The organism is Pyxidicoccus sp. MSG2, from assembly GCF_026626705.1.
Lineage (GTDB): Bacteria > Myxococcota > Myxococcia > Myxococcales > Myxococcaceae > Myxococcus.
The window spans coordinates 10,274,698-10,289,840 of sequence record NZ_JAPNKC010000001.1 but is presented as its reverse complement, the minus strand read 5'-3'; the positions used below and the strand labels follow the sequence as shown (position 1 = coordinate 10,289,840).

Annotated in this window: 10 protein-coding genes; 6 read left to right on the top strand and 4 right to left on the bottom strand. The window is 69.9% G+C overall.

Annotated features, from left to right (window positions below; all coding sequences use genetic code 11):
• Positions 1–8 precede the first annotated feature (8 nt).
• Positions 9–1,607, top strand: a complete 1,599-nt coding sequence (locus OV427_RS40195; protein ID WP_267861521.1) for an ABC-F family ATP-binding cassette domain-containing protein — start codon at positions 9–11, stop codon at positions 1,605–1,607.
• Between the two features lie 129 nt (positions 1,608–1,736).
• On the opposite strand, the gene OV427_RS40190 is transcribed toward OV427_RS40195, so the two are convergent.
• Complete coding sequence (locus tag OV427_RS40190) at positions 1,737–6,572, bottom strand: chitobiase/beta-hexosaminidase C-terminal domain-containing protein (protein WP_267861520.1); 4,836 nt, start codon at positions 6,570–6,572, stop codon at positions 1,737–1,739.
• Positions 6,573–6,887: 315 nt separating this feature from the next.
• Complete coding sequence (locus OV427_RS40185; protein ID WP_267861519.1) at positions 6,888–7,952, bottom strand: YihY/virulence factor BrkB family protein; 1,065 nt, start codon at positions 7,950–7,952, stop codon at positions 6,888–6,890.
• A gap of 198 nt (positions 7,953–8,150) precedes the next feature.
• Here OV427_RS40185 and OV427_RS40180 point away from each other — a divergent pair, with 198 nt between their 5' ends.
• The 5 genes from OV427_RS40180 (at position 8,151) to OV427_RS40160 (ending at position 13,600) form a co-directional block, all read left to right on the top strand.
• Positions 8,151–9,767 carry a PEGA domain-containing protein gene (locus tag OV427_RS40180; RefSeq protein WP_267861518.1) on the top strand — a complete coding sequence of 539 codons (1,617 nt, stop codon included), beginning with the start codon at positions 8,151–8,153 and terminating at the stop codon, positions 9,765–9,767.
• Complete coding sequence (locus OV427_RS40175; protein ID WP_267861517.1) at positions 9,757–10,749, top strand: tetratricopeptide repeat protein; 993 nt, start codon at positions 9,757–9,759, stop codon at positions 10,747–10,749. The genes OV427_RS40180 and OV427_RS40175 overlap by 11 nt, the downstream gene beginning before the upstream one ends.
• Positions 10,750–10,753: 4 nt before the next feature.
• A complete protein-coding gene (locus OV427_RS40170; protein WP_267861516.1) occupies positions 10,754–12,556 on the top strand; it encodes a serine/threonine protein kinase in 1,803 nt (600 codons plus the stop codon).
• A gap of 25 nt (positions 12,557–12,581) precedes the next feature.
• On the top strand, positions 12,582–13,172 hold the full coding sequence (locus tag OV427_RS40165; RefSeq protein WP_267861515.1) for a DUF4291 domain-containing protein: 591 nt from the start codon (positions 12,582–12,584) through the stop codon (positions 13,170–13,172).
• An 89-nt stretch (positions 13,173–13,261) separates the two neighbouring features.
• Positions 13,262–13,600 (top strand): hypothetical protein, encoded by a 339-nt coding sequence (locus tag OV427_RS40160; protein ID WP_267861514.1) that lies wholly within the window; start codon positions 13,262–13,264, stop codon positions 13,598–13,600.
• Between the two features lie 24 nt (positions 13,601–13,624).
• On the opposite strand, the gene rfbC is transcribed toward OV427_RS40160, so the two are convergent.
• Both rfbC and rfbA read right to left on the bottom strand, forming a co-directional pair.
• Positions 13,625–14,176 (bottom strand): dTDP-4-dehydrorhamnose 3,5-epimerase, encoded by a 552-nt coding sequence (gene rfbC / locus OV427_RS40155; RefSeq protein ID WP_267861513.1) that lies wholly within the window; start codon positions 14,174–14,176, stop codon positions 13,625–13,627.
• A complete protein-coding gene (gene rfbA / locus OV427_RS40150; protein ID WP_267861512.1) occupies positions 14,173–15,054 on the bottom strand; it encodes a glucose-1-phosphate thymidylyltransferase RfbA in 882 nt (293 codons plus the stop codon). The genes rfbC and rfbA overlap by 4 nt, the downstream gene beginning before the upstream one ends.
• Positions 15,055–15,143 lie beyond the last annotated feature (89 nt).

Sequence of the window (15,143 nt, the reverse complement as noted above, 5' to 3'; positions counted from 1 at the left end):
CCGCCGCCATGTTCAACGTCATCAACGTCTCCAAGGCCTACGGGCCCAAGAAGCTGTTCGAGGAGGTCAATGTCACCTTCTCGCCGGGCCGCCGCTACGGCCTGACCGGGCCCAACGGGGCCGGGAAGTCCACGTTCATGAAGATCCTCGCCGGGGACGAGGAAGCGGACATGGGCGAGATCATCCGCCCGCGCAAGCTGGGCATCCTCCGCCAGGACCACTTCCGCTACGAGGAAGACCGCGTCCTCGACGTGGTCGTCATGGGCAACAAGGCCCTGTGGGCCGCCATGTCGGAGAAGAACGCGCTGCTGGCCAAGTCGGACATCACCGACGAGGACGGCAACCGGCTGGGCGAGCTGGAGGGCGTCATCGCCGAGGAGGACGGCTACTCCGCGGAGAGTGACGCGGCCACGCTGCTCGCGGGCCTCGGCATCGAGGAGGCCTTCCACGAGGGCCCGATGCGCCAGCTCACCGGCGGCCTCAAGCTGCGCGTGCTGCTCGCGCAGGCGCTGTTCGGCAAGCCGGACGGGTTGCTGCTCGACGAGCCCACGAACAACCTCGACATCGACTCCATCCGCTGGCTGGAGACCTTCCTCCACGCGTTCGAGGGCGTGCTCATCACCATCAGCCACGACCGGCACTTCCTCAACTCCATCTGCACGCACATCGCGGACATCGATTACGAGGCCATCATCCAGTACACGGGTGGCTACGACGACATGGTGCGCCAGAAGGCGCAGCTGCGCAGCCGCGTGGAGTCGGAGACGGCGGAGAAGAAGAAGAAGATTGCCCAGCTCCAGGACTTCGTCGCCCGCTTCAGCGCCGGCACGCGCGCCTCGCAGGTGCAGAGCCGCATCAAGCAGATCGACAAGCTGAAGTCGGAAGACCTCAAGCGCTCCAACATCGCGCGCCCGTTCATCCGCTTCGACCAGAAGGTCGCCAGCGGCAGGCAGACGCTGATGATTGAAGGCATCCACAAGTCCTTCGACGGCCAGAAGGTCATCAAGCCGTTCAACGCCCTGGTGTGCAAGGGCGAGAAGGTCTGTGTCATCGGCCGCAACGGCGTGGGCAAGTCCACGCTGGTGAGGATGATTGCCGGCCAGCTCGAGCCGGACGGCGGGAAGATTGGCTGGGGCCACCAGGCCTCGGTGGGCTACCTGCCGCAGGACCACCACGGCGTCGTCCGCAAGGGCACCACCTGCTTCGGCTGGCTGCGTGATTTGCACGACAAGCTCACCAACGAGGAGATCTCCGGCGTGCTGGGCCGGATGCTCTTCTCCGGCGACGAGCGGATGAAGAACACCGACACCCTCTCCGGTGGCGAGACGGTGCGTCTGCTCCTGTCCAAGCTGATGATCATGCAGGACAACGTGCTGGTGCTGGACGAGCCGACGAACCACCTGGACCTCGAGTCCATCGCCGCGCTCGCCGAAGGCCTCCAGAAGTACGAGGGCACGGTCATCGTCGTCACGCACGACCAGGAGCTCATCTCCGAGGTGGCCACCCGCATCTGGTCGCTCCAGCAGGGCCAGGAGGTGCTGGACTTCAACGGCCCCTACTCGGAGTTCGTGGAGAAGCACGCCGCCGCCGCGACGCAGCGCCGCTAGCCGCACGAAGCGCCCAGGCGCTGAAGCACGAATCGCCGCCCGTCACCGGGGATGCACTCCCGGCACGAGGCGGCGATTCGCGTTTACAGTCGCCCACGCGCGGAGGCGTGGGCCCCAACTCACGGAGCGCTACGGGTTTGGAAAGCCGAGCGTTCCCGACACCACGAACCAGTCGTCCCTGCTGTTGGAGTCCCCGAAGAGGACGCGGCTCAAGGTGGGCGACTTCCCGGAGGTGACGAACGCGCTGGACCAGTCCACGGAGACGTCCCAGGCGGTCGGGAAGGTGGTGTACGTGCAGAGCGCGCCGTTGCAGTCGACGGGCAGCCACTGTCCCTCGGCCTGGAGCGCCTGGAGCTGCGCCGGGTAGCCCGCGAAGTTGTTGCCGGGGCTGACCAGGGCAATCGCATCCTGCGCCACGCCGAAGCCATCCCGGATGCGCAGCGTGCGGTTGCCCGAGCCGATGCCGGTGGTCCCACCCTGGAAGTCCCAGGCCGTATCGTAGTTGTTGACGTAATTGAATTGCGGGAACTCGCTCTTGCTGAGCGTCTCGGAGGAGGGGGCATCCGCGCCGGACGCACGGTCCGGGTTGAGGTGCACGACGATGGTGTCACCCGTGGCCACCTGCACGTCGGGGAGCGTGGCCAGCGGGCTGTTGGGGCTGTTTCCGTCCACCAGCGTGGCGCCGGCCACGCTGCCGCCCGTGACGACGTAGAGCTCCACCAGGTCCCTACCGAGCGGGACGCTGGGGGCAACCTCCGAGATGCGCAGCCGGGCGGGCTGCACGAAGCCCGTGAAGGTGGCGGTGGTCGCCGCCGAGTCCAGCCGCCGCCCCTGCGTGTCCTTCACCGTGGTCGCCACCGTCACCGTGTACGTCTGCCGGGGCGTCTGGTTCACGGTGGTCAGCCAGACGTTGCGGTCGCTCACGCTGGCGCCCGTCACCGTCAGGCCGGGGATGGAGAACTGGCTGCCGTTGCCCAGGACGGACGCCGGGTCGATGCGCCGGTCGAAACGGACGACGACGCTTCTCGCGTCGCCCGCCTGCGCGCTCATCACCCTGGGGGCGGGGCACACGACGGAGGTGAGCTGCGACGCCGACCACAGCGAGGGCTGGGTGGAGTTCGTGGTCACCGTCGTGAAGCGCCACAGGGGCGAGACGACAGTCACCGTGCACTGCCCCGCCAGATCGAGTGTGTCCTTCAACGTCTCCTCCACGCGCAGCCGCAGGTTGGCGGCGCTGGCCGAGCCCTCGGGCACGCCGGCCGTCGCCAGGGGCGCCTGCACGTGGCCGGAGCCGCCAGGCACGAAGCCGGTGGAGCCAATGGTGCCGGAGATGGAGATGTACTCGGACTCGTAGGCGTCCACGTTGGTGGGCAGGTCCAGGTTGCTGACGTCCTGCACGAGCCCATCCAGCGGGTTGCCAAAGCTCAGCGCGCCGTAGCCGGAGATCCTCGCCCGGGCCTGTCCGTTCACCGTGAGGCGCTCGGAGACGATGACACTCACACGCTCGCCGCTCACGGGCACGGGGAAGAGCGTGCTCGGCTCCACCTCCACGAAGATGGCGGGCCCGTTGCGCTCCGCCTGGAGGAAGAAGCCCGCCGGGTCGTTGACGGCGCTGCCGATGTGCGGCTTGACGTAGGTGATGAGGGCGCCGTCGATGGACAGGTTCACCGGGCCATTCGCTGCGGCGCGCACCTCGGCAATCTGCGCCGAGGCCGTGCTGGGGCTGATCTCGATGTCATACGTCTCCGACTTCGTGGCCTCCCGGTTGCCCGCCGCGTCCGTCGAGTAGAACCGCACGGTGGTGGTCCGGCTGAGGGTGAAGGGAGACGTGAACAGCGGCGAGGCACCGTTGGGCGCGGAGCCGTCCAGCGTGTAGCGCGTCTCCGTGCAGGACGACTCCGTGTCCGTGCAGGACAGCTGCACCAGGACGGGGTCCGAGAAGCTCCCGCCGCCGGGCTGCGCCTGCGTCACGGGCGGCCGGGTATCGATGGTGTAGAGCTCGCGCCGGGGCGCCTCGATATTGCCCACCGCGTCCACCGAGAGGAAGCGCACCTGCGCGCTGGCGGAGAGGTGGAGGGGCGCGGTGTAGCGGGTGCTGCTGGTGGACGGCTCGCTGCCATCCAGCGTGTAGAACGTCCCGGCGCAGCCGACGCCGCCCGTGTCCGAGCACGCCAGCGTCACGTCGATGGCGCTGGCGAAGACGCCGCCCGGCGGGCTGGCCGCGGTCAGCGGTGCCGTGGTGTCCGAGGAGAAGGTGTACGTCTCCAGCACCACGCCGCTGCTGTTGCCCGCCGCGTCCACGGCGAAGAAACGCAGGGACGTGTTGCTGGAGAGCAGCAGCGCGCCCGTGTAGCGGGGGGAGTTGGTGTCGGGGATGCCGCCGCTCGTCGTGTAGTGGATGGCGGCGCACCCGCTGCCGCCCGTGTCGGAGCACGTCAACGTCACCGTCTGCGGCGTGAAGTACGCCCCGCCGCGCGGGCTGGCGGAGACGGTGGGCGCCAGCGGGTCGATGACGTACGACGCCGTCTTCACGGGCTCGGTGTTGCCCACGCCGTCCTGCGAGTAGAAGCGCAGCGTGGCGCTCGCGCCGATGCTGATGGGCCCGCTGTAGGTCAGGAAGCTGCCCGTCGGCGCGGCCGGGTCGGTGGTGTAGCGGATGGCGCCCGCGCAGCCCACGCCGCCCGCGTCATTGCACGTGAGCGTCACGCTGCGCGCATCGCGATAGGCGCCGCCCGGGGGCGAGGCCGTGGTGGTGGGCGGCGTGGTGTCGATGACGTACGTCTCCGTCTTCACCGACTCGGCGTTGCCCAGCGAGTCCACGGAGAAGAAGCGCAGCGTGGTGGTGGACTCGAAGCGGAAGGCCGTCGTGTACCGCTGCGAGGACTGCGTGGGCAGGGTGCCGTCCAGCGTGTAGTACGTCACGCAGGGGCCGGTGCTGCCCCCCGTGTCCTGGCACGACAGCGACACCGACTGCGCGCCGGGGAAGTTTCCACCGTGGAGGCTCACGGTGGTGGTGGGGGCCACCTTGTCGATGGTGAAGCTCACCACCCGCACCGACTCGCGGTTGCCCGCGGAGTCCACGGAGAAGAAGCGCAGCGTGACGGAGGACGTCACGGTGAGCGGCGCGTCGTACCGCGGCGACGCATCATTGGGCACCGTGCCGTCGAGCGTGTAGCGCGTCACCGCGCAGCCGGCGCCGCCCTGCTCGTCGGCACAGGTGAGCGTCACCTGCGTGTCCGTCCCGAAGACGCCGCCGGACGGAGTGGCCGTGGTGAGCGGCGCGGAGGTGTCGATGGTGTACGTGCGCGACTGCTCGTCGCCGCGGTTGCCCACCGCATCCACCGCGAAGAAGCGCAGCGTGGCATTGGCGGACAACTGCAACGGCGCCGTGTAGACGGCCGAGCCCGTCGTCGGCAGCGAGCCGTCCAGGGTGAAGTGGATGGCGGCGCAGCCGCTGCCGGTGCCGTCGTCACAGGAGAGCGTCACCTGCTTCGCGGTGTTGTACGTGCCGGAGGCCAGGCTCGCGGACGCCGTGGGCGGCACCCGGTCGATGAGGTACGGCTCCGTCTTCGTGGCCTCGGTGTTGCCCGCCTTGTCCACGGAGAAGAAGCGCAGCGTGAGGCTGGAGGCGACGCGCACCGGCATCACGTACAGCGGGGACGCGGTGGTGGGGGCGGAGCCGTCCACCGTGTAGTACGTGGCCGCGCAGCCGCTGCCGGCGGTGTCCTCGCACTCCAGCGCCACGAACTGCTCGCCGCCATACGAGCGGCCCGGCGGGTTGGCCCGGGTGACGGGCACGGCCTGGTCCACCACGTACGACTCGGTCACCACCGGCCCGTCATTGCCCGCGGTGTCCACGGAGAAGAAGCGCAGCGTGGTGTTGCCGGTGATGGCGATGGGGCCCGTGAAGCGCTCGGACGCGCGCGTCGGCGCGGCCCCGCTGGTGGTGTAATACGTGGCCGCGCAGCCGCTTCCCGCGCCGTCGTCGCAGGTCAGGGACACGGTGAAGGCGGTGCGGAAGGTGCCGCCCCGGGGCGTCGCGGTGGAGACGGGGCCGGAGGTGTCGAGCGTGTACAGCTCCGAGCCCCCGTTGGACGCGTTGCCCGCCCGGTCCACCGCGAGGAAGCGCACCCGCGTGGTGGCCGTCAGGTGGATGGGCGCGGTGTACGCGGGCGAGCCCTCCGAGGGGATGGAGCCGTCCAGCGTGTAGTGGATGGAAGCGCAGCCGGAGCCATTGCCGTCATCGCACGCCAGCGCGACGTCGACGGCGCTGCCGTACGTGCCGGTGCGCGGCGAGGCGGACACCCCCGGCGCGTCCGTGTCGAGCACGTAGCGCTCCGTGCGCGTGCCCTCGCTGTTGCCCGCCTTGTCGACGGAGAAGAAGCGCAGCGTCGTGCTGGCGGAGATGGCCACCGGCGTCGCGTAGCGCGACGACGACTCCGTGGGCAGGCTCCCGTCCACCGTGTAGTACGTGGCCGCGCAGCCCGAGCCCGTGCCGTCATTGCAGGTCAGCGCCACGCTGCGCGGGCTGTTGTACGCACCGCCCGCCGGGGTGGCCGTCGTCGTGGGCGCCTGCGTGTCCCCGGACGTGTTGGTGAAGGTGTACTGCTCGCTCTTCGCGGCCTCCGTGTTGCCCTCCTTGTCCACGGAGAAGAAGCGCAGCGTCGCGGTGGCGGAGAGCGTGAAGGGCTCGCGGTACTGCGTGGAGCCGGTGCCCGGCGTGGAGCCGTCCAGCGTGTAGTACGTGGCCGCGCAGCCGCTGCCGGCGCCGTCGTCACACGCCAGTGCCACGGCCACCAGACTGGTGAAGCTGCCGCCGGCCGGCGTGGCGCGCGTCGCGGGCGCCGTCGTGTCCGGCGTCGGGTTGGGATTCGGGTTGCTACCACCGCCGCCACAGGCGCTCACCAGCTGCGCGGTAAGCAGCGCCACGGCGAAGCGGAGCGGCCAGGAAGTCTTCAGGGACATCGTAGCTCCAGGATGCAAGGCACCCACCCCTTGCCAGGGATTGCGTGTCGGGAAGGCATGTCGCGGGGGGGTAGCCGGGCAACGGATTGAATGTTGCCCGTCTGACAGACCGCGCAGGGTGGCACCGGGGGCGGGGCCTCCGCAAGCGGATGCACTCCAGGCGAAGTCGCTCGCACAGGTCTCCCGCCTCCTGCTGGGTCTGTTCCTACCCGGCGCTCCCCTGCCCTGGCCTGCGCGCCGAACGCGACGAGGCCCCGGCCCCTCTCGCGAGGAGGCCGGGGCCCCGGGGCCCTTCAGGAGGTGGTGCCCGCGCGGCTACCGGGCGGTGTTCCGGCGCACGAGGAACAGGCCCAGGCCGAGTCCCGCGGCCCAGCGGGCGGCGGCCGCCAGCGGCGTCTGCCTCAGCTTCGGCGGGGGCGCGGTCGGCTGGCCCGTGCGCGGGTCCACCACGGGCCGGAACTCGTGGGAGCCGGGGAGCTGCGCCCCGCCCTCCTCCAGCTCCGTCTTGGTGGCCGTCACCACCTTGCCCTGCTCGGGGACCCTGTCACCGGGCGCCTTCCCGTCCGGGGAGCGGTGCTCGAGGATGGCGTTGATTTCCGCGCCCAGCAGGATGGTCTGCGCCGAGATCCACATCCACAGCAGCATGACGATGACGCCGCCGATGGCGCCGTAGTTCACGTCGTACTTGCCGAAGTTGGCCACGTACTTGGAGAAGCCCCACGAGGCCACCACCCAGATGATGACGCCCACCACGGAGCCCGGGGTGATGAACCGGAACGTCTGCTTCACGTCCGGCAGCACGTAGTACAGCACCGCCCACAGGAACATCACCACCAGGCCCGCGACGGGCAGGCGAATCCACGTGAGCACGATGCCCGCGGGCCCGAGCTTGTCCGCGATGACCGGCGTGACGAGGATGGCCATCGCCGCGGCGATGGCCACCACCGCGCCCCCGAGCGTCACGCCCAGGGCAATGGCGCGCAGCTTCCAGAAGGGCCGCGACTCCTTCACCCCGTACATGGCGTTCAGCGCGTCCATCAGCGCGACGATGCCGCTGGACGCCGCCCAGACGGCGCCCACGCCGCCCACCGTCAGCAGCCCCACCGGGTTGCTCTCCGCCAGCGCGTTGATGCGGTCGCCGAGGATCTTCACCACCTCCTGGGGCGCTACCTTCGCCAGCTCCGCGATGAGCGTCTGCGCCTGCGCGGGGTCGATGATGACGCCCGCCAGCGACACCAGGAACAGCAGGAACGGGAAGAGCGCCAGGATGGCCCGGAACGTCAGCGCCCCCGCGACGTCGCCCACGTCGTCGCGCTTCCATTCCGACTTCAGGGCCTTGAAGAACTCCATCCAGCCCATTCCCTTGCCAGGGAGTACCATTCCGCCTCCTCAGGGGTGTTGTGACCTGGGGAACGATGCGCATTCCCCATACCTCGCGACGCCTCCCCTCGCCGAGCCGACGCCCGGGCGCCTCCAGGGCAGGCGGGTTCAGAACCTCGAAAAAGACCCAATTCGCGGAAAACCCCCATGGGGCCACCCTGCCCCCCCTAGGCAGGGCCGCGTTCATTGGCGTACACCATGTGTCGGGCGACTCGCATGGGGTGCGGGTGGTCCATCCCCGAGGACTTCATGTTCGTCACCTGTCTGCTGACCGTCAGCCTGGCCCTGACCGCCAGCGCCGCTCCTGGAATGCCGCCTGGAACCCAGGCCGGGGCGCCCACGCAAACGTTGTGGCTCGTCCAGCCGATGTATCCGGGACAGGACGCGCTGGTGAAGCGCACCGAGGACGGCATCGTCGCGTTGCTGCCTCAAGACTTGAAGGCGCAGCAGGTCATCGGCCGCGAGGCGCTGGAGGGCTACCTCCAGGGTCGCGAGGGCGACGTGGGCTGCGTGACGGGCGCCACGCGCTGCCGCGAGCCGCTGGAGTCGTACCTCGCCTCGCTGGGGCTGGAGCGGGTGGTGCTGGTGCAGGCGGGCCAGGACGACGCGGGCTACCGCTTCCGCGCCGTCAGCGTGCGTCCGGACAGCGGCGCGCGCGCACAGGCGGAGACGGCCAACCCCGCCTTCGAGAAGGCGCTGGCCGGCGTGCTGGTGAAGTTCCTCACGCTCAACGCGACGGTGGAGGCGGTGACGGAGCCCGCGGGCGCCACCGTCTACGTGGACGGGGTGAAGGTGGGCACCACGCCCTACGCCACGGAGGTGCTGCCGGGTGAGCACACCTTCCGCTTCGAGCTGGCCTCGCACCTGCCGAAGGAGGAGACGCGGGTGGTGGCCTCGCGCGAAGCGGTGAAGCTGCGCGCGGCGCTGGAGAAGGTGCCCGCGCGGCTGGTGGCGAAGGTGCTGCCGGAGGGCGCGCGCATCCTGGTGGATGGCAAGCAGGTGGGGACGGACGCGGTGGACCAGGGCATCCAGCCCGGCTCGCGCACCCTGTCGCTGGTGCTGGACGGCTACGAGCCGCAGGAGGTGAAGGCGGAGATTGCCCCCGGCGCGACGTACACGCTGGAGCGCGAGCTGAAGCCCACGTCCATGCAGGCCTTCAAGCTGGCCATGCGCCGCCGCCAGGCCGCCACCATGGCGCGGCAGAGCTACCTGGAGGGCTCCTACGAGATGCTGAGCCTCACCGGCACCTCCGTGGCGACGAACCCGGTGGGCACGAACCCGGGCCTGGGGGACTTCCACACCAACGACGTCCGCGCGCCGGGCTCGAGGAAGATGATGGGCCTGGGCGTGGAGTACGGCCGCTATGGCCAGTACTTCGGCGTCATGCTGGTGGGCGCCACGTACTACCGCACCGCGGACACGTGGACGATGGGCGTCAGCATCCCCGACGGCGCGACGGGCGACTGGGTGGACCGGGTGCGGGGCAACGACAGCGCGCTGGACACGCAGGTGCAGATGATGTCGCTGCGCGCGCTCCAGCCGCAGCTGCGCTACGTGGTGGGCCCCTTCTCCTTCGCCATCCAGGCGGGCGTGGACGTGCGCGGGCTGCTCCTCAAGGAGAAGGACCGCCCGGAGAGCGCCCCCTTCGAGGACGGGCTCTTCGCGGTGGACCTGCACGGCTCCGCGCAGGCCACCGCGCGCGTCTTCGTCTACGAGGGGCTCTACGCCTCCGTGGCGTACCAGTATGGAATCTCGCTGCTGAAGAACATCGCGGGGACGAGCAACCTGCGCGGAGGGGTGGGCTATGCGTTCTGAACCGCGTCGCTGGGTGGTGATGTGCGCGCTGCTGGTGAGCGGGCTGGCCGCGGCTGAGCCGCTGGTGGGCCCCGCGGTGGGCAACGCCGAGGCGCTGGTGGCCGAGGGCACCCGGCTCTACAACAAGAAGCGCTTCGCGGACGCGTCCGACCTGTTCCTCAAGGCCACCCGCGCCAACCCCACGCTGCTGCCGGCGTACCTGGGTCTGGCCCGGTCGCGCCTGAGCGCCAAGGAGATTCCCGGTGCGTGCACGGCGTACCGCGCCTACGTGCACAGCGCGCCGGACATCCAGGACCGCGCCAAGGCGCAGCGCGAGCTGGACCTGTGCGAGCGCCAGCTCAAGGCCGCGCGCAAGAAGCAGAAGGGCTTGGCGCCCGCGGACCTGACGGCGCGCCACGTGGAGCTGAAGGCGGGCTTCTTCGCCGCGCTCGGGGACGGCAAGCTCGTGGGCCCCGACTCGGCGGCGGAGATGCTGACCACGCTGGTGTCGGAGGGCTACCTGGGCACGGACCTGGGGCAGATGGGCGCGAAGCTGAGCGCCGCCAGCCGCAACGCCGCCGAGGAGCTGCACCGCCGCGCCCTGGCCGGTGAGACGCTCCCGCCCGAGCAACTGCGCGAGTCGCGCAAGCTCTTCGAGCTGGCGGCGAACACGGGAGAGGCCTCCCCCAACGCGGCGGCGCAGGCGCCGTTCCTGGAGGGGCTGGCGGTGTTCCAGGAGGGGAATTTCGCCAAGGCGCAGCCCCTGTTCGCGCAGGCGGCCGCGGCGGATCCGGGCCGCACCGAGTACCGCGTCTGGCGCGCGGCGTCGCTGCAGCGCGCGGGAGACCTGAATGGCGCGCTGGCGGTGATGGAGGCGGACCTACCGGACGACGTGCGCACGGACGTGCTGCGCGCGGAGGTGGCTCGGAAGAAGTCGCCCAGGGACGGGGCGCGCGAGCTGGAGCGCATCCTCTTCCAGCGCTACCCCACGGCGGCGCGCTGACCCCATGTCCCTGTTCATCTGCCAGCGGTGCGAGGCGCAGTACGAGACCTGGGGCGGCGCGTGCCCCGCTTGTGGCGGCACCGAGCTGCTGAAGCTGGCGCCGCAGGTGGACAAGATGTTGGGCCGCACCATCGCCGGCAAGTACAGCATCCTGCGCCGGCTGGGTCAGGGCGGCATGGGCTCGGTGTACCTGGCGGAGCAGGTGGGCATCGGCCAGCAGGTCGCGATGAAGTTCCTCAACACCGGGTTGTCGATGGACCCGGACGTGGCGAGGCGCTTCCTCAACGAGGCCAAGAGCTACGCGCGCGTGGCGCACCCCAACGCGGTGAACCTGCACGACTTCGGGCAGGACGAGGAGGGCACGCTCTACATCTGCATGGAGTACGTGGAGGGCGATGACCTCAAGCGCCTGCTCTCCAACACGGGGCGGCTCCCGGTGCACGAGGCCGCGGACATCATCCTCCAGGTGGCGGACGTGCTGGCCTACGCGCACGCGCGGCAGGTGGTGCACCGCGACCTCAAGCCGGAGAACGTGATGGTCCGGCAGGGCATGCGGGGCTGGCACGTGAAGGTGCTGGACTTCGGTATCGCCCGCATCAGCGACGGCGCCCCGCGCCTCACGATGCAGGGTGCGGTGGCCGGCACGCCCCGGTACATGTCGCCCGAGCAGGCCATGGGCCAGGACGTGGACTCGCGCGCGGACATCTACGCGGTGGGCGTGGTGCTCTTCGAGCTGCTCACCGGCCAGCAGCCCTTCGACGGGACGAGCGTCGCGGAAATCATGCAGAAGCAGGTGCACCAGCCCATGCCGCACCTGACGGACGTGGTGGCGGACCTGCAATTGCCGGCCATCGACGCGGTCATCCAGAAGGCGACGGCGAAGAAGCGCGTGGAGCGCTACGCCACCATGGAGGCGTTCGCCTCGGACCTGAGCAACGCGCTGCCTACGCTCACGGGCCGCTCGCCCATCAGCGGCGTCAACCCCGCGGTGAAGGGCGCCGCCGACAAGGAGGACAAGTCGAACACCCTCCTCTTCGGCGACGGCTCCGAGGCCACGCTGGTTCGCGGGGCCGCCGTCACCCCACCGGTGGACTCGGGCCGGTACAACACCGGCCGCGTGGCGCCGATTCAGCTGACGCAGCCCGCGCCGACGCAGGCCCCGCGCGCGGGCGTCGCCGTGTCGGACGGGTTCGACAAGACGGCGCACACGACTTCGCCCTACGCGGCGCCGAAGCGCTCGCGCACGGGCCTGATGATGGGCCTCGGTGTTGCCGCGGTGCTGGTGGCAGGCGGCGTGGGCGTGGTGGCCATCCGGGGTTCAGGCGGTGGGGATGTGCAGGTGGTTCCCGCCGCGTCCGCGAACACGCCGCCCGCGCCCCCGCCTCCGCGCGCGGAGGCTCCGAAGCCTCCGGAGGTGGCGCCCGCTCCGCCCGCCGAAACCGCCCCGCCGCCGCCCGCCGTCGCGGACTCCGCGGCGACGCGCGAGGACATAGAGCGTGCGAAGGACAGGTTCATCGAGATCAACGACGACTTCGCGGAAGGAGCGCTGAACAAGGCCCTCCAGAAGTTCGAAGTCGCACGGGAAAGGGGGCTGGCCGACCTGGACCCCGAGCTGGCGGCACTGGGTGACAAGCTCCAGGATGCCTCGAAGCGGCTGGCCAGCGCGCAAGCCCTAGAGAAAAAGGGCGACTGCGAGAAGGCCATCGATCTCTACAAAAAGCTGAAGAAGGACTACCCACGACTCCCACAGGCCGCCCGGGGCATCTCTCGCTGCGAGGCCGATCTACCAGACGAGACCATGCGGTAGTCCCAGGCCCCACCCGCGCGCGTCCATGCCCGGCCCCCGAGAGATTCGAGCCGACCACGACCGCGCGTCCATCGTGATGTACCAGGCCTATCCGGACGCCATCGCGGACGTGGCCGTGAAGCAACAGAAGTTCGGCCCGCCCTTCTCCGTAGGCCGGATGACGTGGATAAAACCCAGCTTCCTGTGGCTGATGCACCGCTCCAACTGGGGCCGCAAGAGCGGGCAGGAGCGGACGCTCGCGGTGCGAATCCGGCGTGAAGGCTGGCACGAGGCGCTGAGCCTCGCGGTCCTCACCGCCTTCGAGCCCCGGGTCCACGGCACCCCCGAAGCCTGGCGCCGGGACTTCGAGTCCGCGCCCGTTCACGTGCAGTGGGACCCGGAGCGCACGCTGCGCGGCGCGGGCCTCCCGCATGACAGCATCCAGGTGGGCCTGGGGCGCACGGTGATTTCCCGCTACGTGGAGGCGTGGACCGTGGCCATCGAGGACCTCACGCCGCGCGTGCAGAAGATCCGCCGCCTGCTCGACGAAGGGCGCGCGGAACAGGCCACCCGCCTGTGCCCACCGGAGCGTGTGTATCCCGTGCCCGCGGACCTCGCGCACCGGCTGGGGATGTAGCGCACGGCACGGCTTTCGGGGGCTCCGGCGCCGCTGCTATTCTTCGCCCTCCGCACCGCACGTGGCGGTGGCTGGAGGGGGGATTCCCGATGGCAGAGATTCAAGGCGTGGAGAACATGACGGTGGCGCAGCTCCAGGAGGAGCTGGGCCGGGGCGGCCGGTTCGTCGTGTTCGAGTACTGCATCTCCATCCTGGTGATGACGTTCAGGCGCTCGTCGGACGTGTATTTCATCCGCGCCGGCGAGAGCACGACGAGCAAGAGCATCGGCTACACGCTGCTGTCGCTCTTCCTCGGCTGGTGGGGCATTCCGTGGGGCTTCATCTACACGCCGATGTGCCTCGTCACCAACCTGGGCGGCGGCAAGGACGTGACGGAGGCAGTGGTGTCGTCGATGCTGGCCACCGCCCCGCAACATTCCGGGGCCTGAGCCCCGCCGAACCGCGGACCACCTTCAGCCCGCGTACACCGGAAGCACCGGGGCGTCCTTGAGCCGCGGTGCCTTCGCGTCCTTGCCGGACAGCAGCGGCGTGGACACGGGCCACGGAATGCCCAGGTCGGGGTCATTCCACAGCACGCCGCGCTCGGTGTCCGGCGAGTACAGCGTGGTGCACTTGTAGTGGAAGTCGGCGGACTCGCTCAGCACGCAGAAGCCATGGGCGAAGCCGGGCGGAATCCACAGCTGGCGCCGGTTGTCCGTGGACAGCTCCACCGCCACCCACCTGCCGAACGTGGGCGAGCCCTTCCGGATGTCCACCGCCACGTCGTACACGGCGCCGGCCAGCACCTGCACCAGCTTGCCCTGCGCGTGGGGCTCCTGGAAGTGCAGCCCCCGAAGGATTCCCTTCGCCGAGCGCGAGTAGTTGTCCTGCACGAAGGGCCCGGGGATGCCCGCGTCCGCGTAGCGCTTCTCATGGAACGTCTCCATGAAGAAGCCGCGGTCGTCGCCGAACACCTTCGGCTCCACGATGAGGACGCCCGGCAGCTCCGTGGGAATCACCTTCATGACACCGCCCCGCGGTGCTCGATGAGGTCCAGGAGGTACTGGCCGTACTCGTTCTTGCGCATCGGCTCCGCGAGCGTCGCGAGTTGCTTCTCGTCGATGTAGCCCATGCGGAACGCAATCTCCTCCGGGCACGCCACCTTGAGGCCCTGACGGCGCTCGATGATCTCGATGTAGTTGGACGCCTGCATCAGCGACTCGTGCGTGCCGGTGTCCAGCCACGCGTAGCCGCGGCCCATCAGCTCCACGTTGAGCTGCCCGCGGCGCAGGTACTCCGCATTCACGTCGGTGATTTCGTACTCACCGCGCCGGCCGGGCTTGAGGTTGGCGGCGATGTCCACCACCTGGTTGTCGTAGAAGTACAGCCCGGTGACGGCGTAGTGGGACTTGGGCTTCGCCGGCTTCTCCTCGATGGAGATGGCGCGCTTGTTGGCGTCCAGCTCCACCACGCCATAGCGCTCCGGGTCCTTCACGTAGTAGCCGAAGACGGTGGCGCCCTGCTCGCGGCGGGCGGCCCGCTGGGCCAGCTCGCTCATGCCGTGGCCGTAGAAGATGTTGTCGCCGAGGATGAGCGACACCGCGTCCTGGCCCACGAACTCGCGGCCGATGACGAACGCCTGCGCCAGCCCTTCCGGCCGGGGCTGCTCGGCGTACTGGAAGCGCACACCCCACTGCTCGCCCGTGCCCAGCAGCTCGCGGAAGCGCGGCAGATCCTGCGGCGTGGAGATGATGAGCAGCTCCCGGATGCCCGCCAGCATCAGCGTCGTCACCGGGTAGTAGATCATCGGCTTGTCATAGACGGGCAGCAGCTGCTTGCTGACCACGCGCGTCAGTGGGTACAGGCGCGTGCCCGAGCCACCGGCGAGGACGATTCCCTTCATACGTTCACCTCATGTCCCGCGTTCCGACGGGCTCCCGGCCGTGGTCCCTGTCAGTCGAGCGGGGGATGCGCGGCCCGTGGGCCGCGCGA

What these genes read in the sequence shown, in the direction of transcription:
- OV427_RS40180 (WP_267861518.1), top strand. Translation starts at nt 8,151, where the DNA reads ATGTGTCGGGCGACTCGCATGGGGTGCGGGTGGTCCATCCCCGAGGAC.
- OV427_RS40195 (WP_267861521.1), top strand. Translation starts at nt 9, where the DNA reads ATGTTCAACGTCATCAACGTCTCCAAGGCCTACGGGCCCAAGAAGCTG.
- rfbC (WP_267861513.1), bottom strand. Translation starts at nt 14,176, where the DNA reads ATGAAGGTGATTCCCACGGAGCTGCCGGGCGTCCTCATCGTGGAGCCG.
- rfbA (WP_267861512.1), bottom strand. Translation starts at nt 15,054, where the DNA reads ATGAAGGGAATCGTCCTCGCCGGTGGCTCGGGCACGCGCCTGTACCCA.
- OV427_RS40190 (WP_267861520.1), bottom strand. Translation starts at nt 6,572, where the DNA reads ATGTCCCTGAAGACTTCCTGGCCGCTCCGCTTCGCCGTGGCGCTGCTT.
- OV427_RS40160 (WP_267861514.1), top strand. Translation starts at nt 13,262, where the DNA reads ATGGCAGAGATTCAAGGCGTGGAGAACATGACGGTGGCGCAGCTCCAG.
- OV427_RS40175 (WP_267861517.1), top strand. Translation starts at nt 9,757, where the DNA reads ATGCGTTCTGAACCGCGTCGCTGGGTGGTGATGTGCGCGCTGCTGGTG.
- OV427_RS40185 (WP_267861519.1), bottom strand. Translation starts at nt 7,952, where the DNA reads ATGGTACTCCCTGGCAAGGGAATGGGCTGGATGGAGTTCTTCAAGGCC.
- OV427_RS40165 (WP_267861515.1), top strand. Translation starts at nt 12,582, where the DNA reads ATGCCCGGCCCCCGAGAGATTCGAGCCGACCACGACCGCGCGTCCATC.
- OV427_RS40170 (WP_267861516.1), top strand. Translation starts at nt 10,754, where the DNA reads ATGTCCCTGTTCATCTGCCAGCGGTGCGAGGCGCAGTACGAGACCTGG.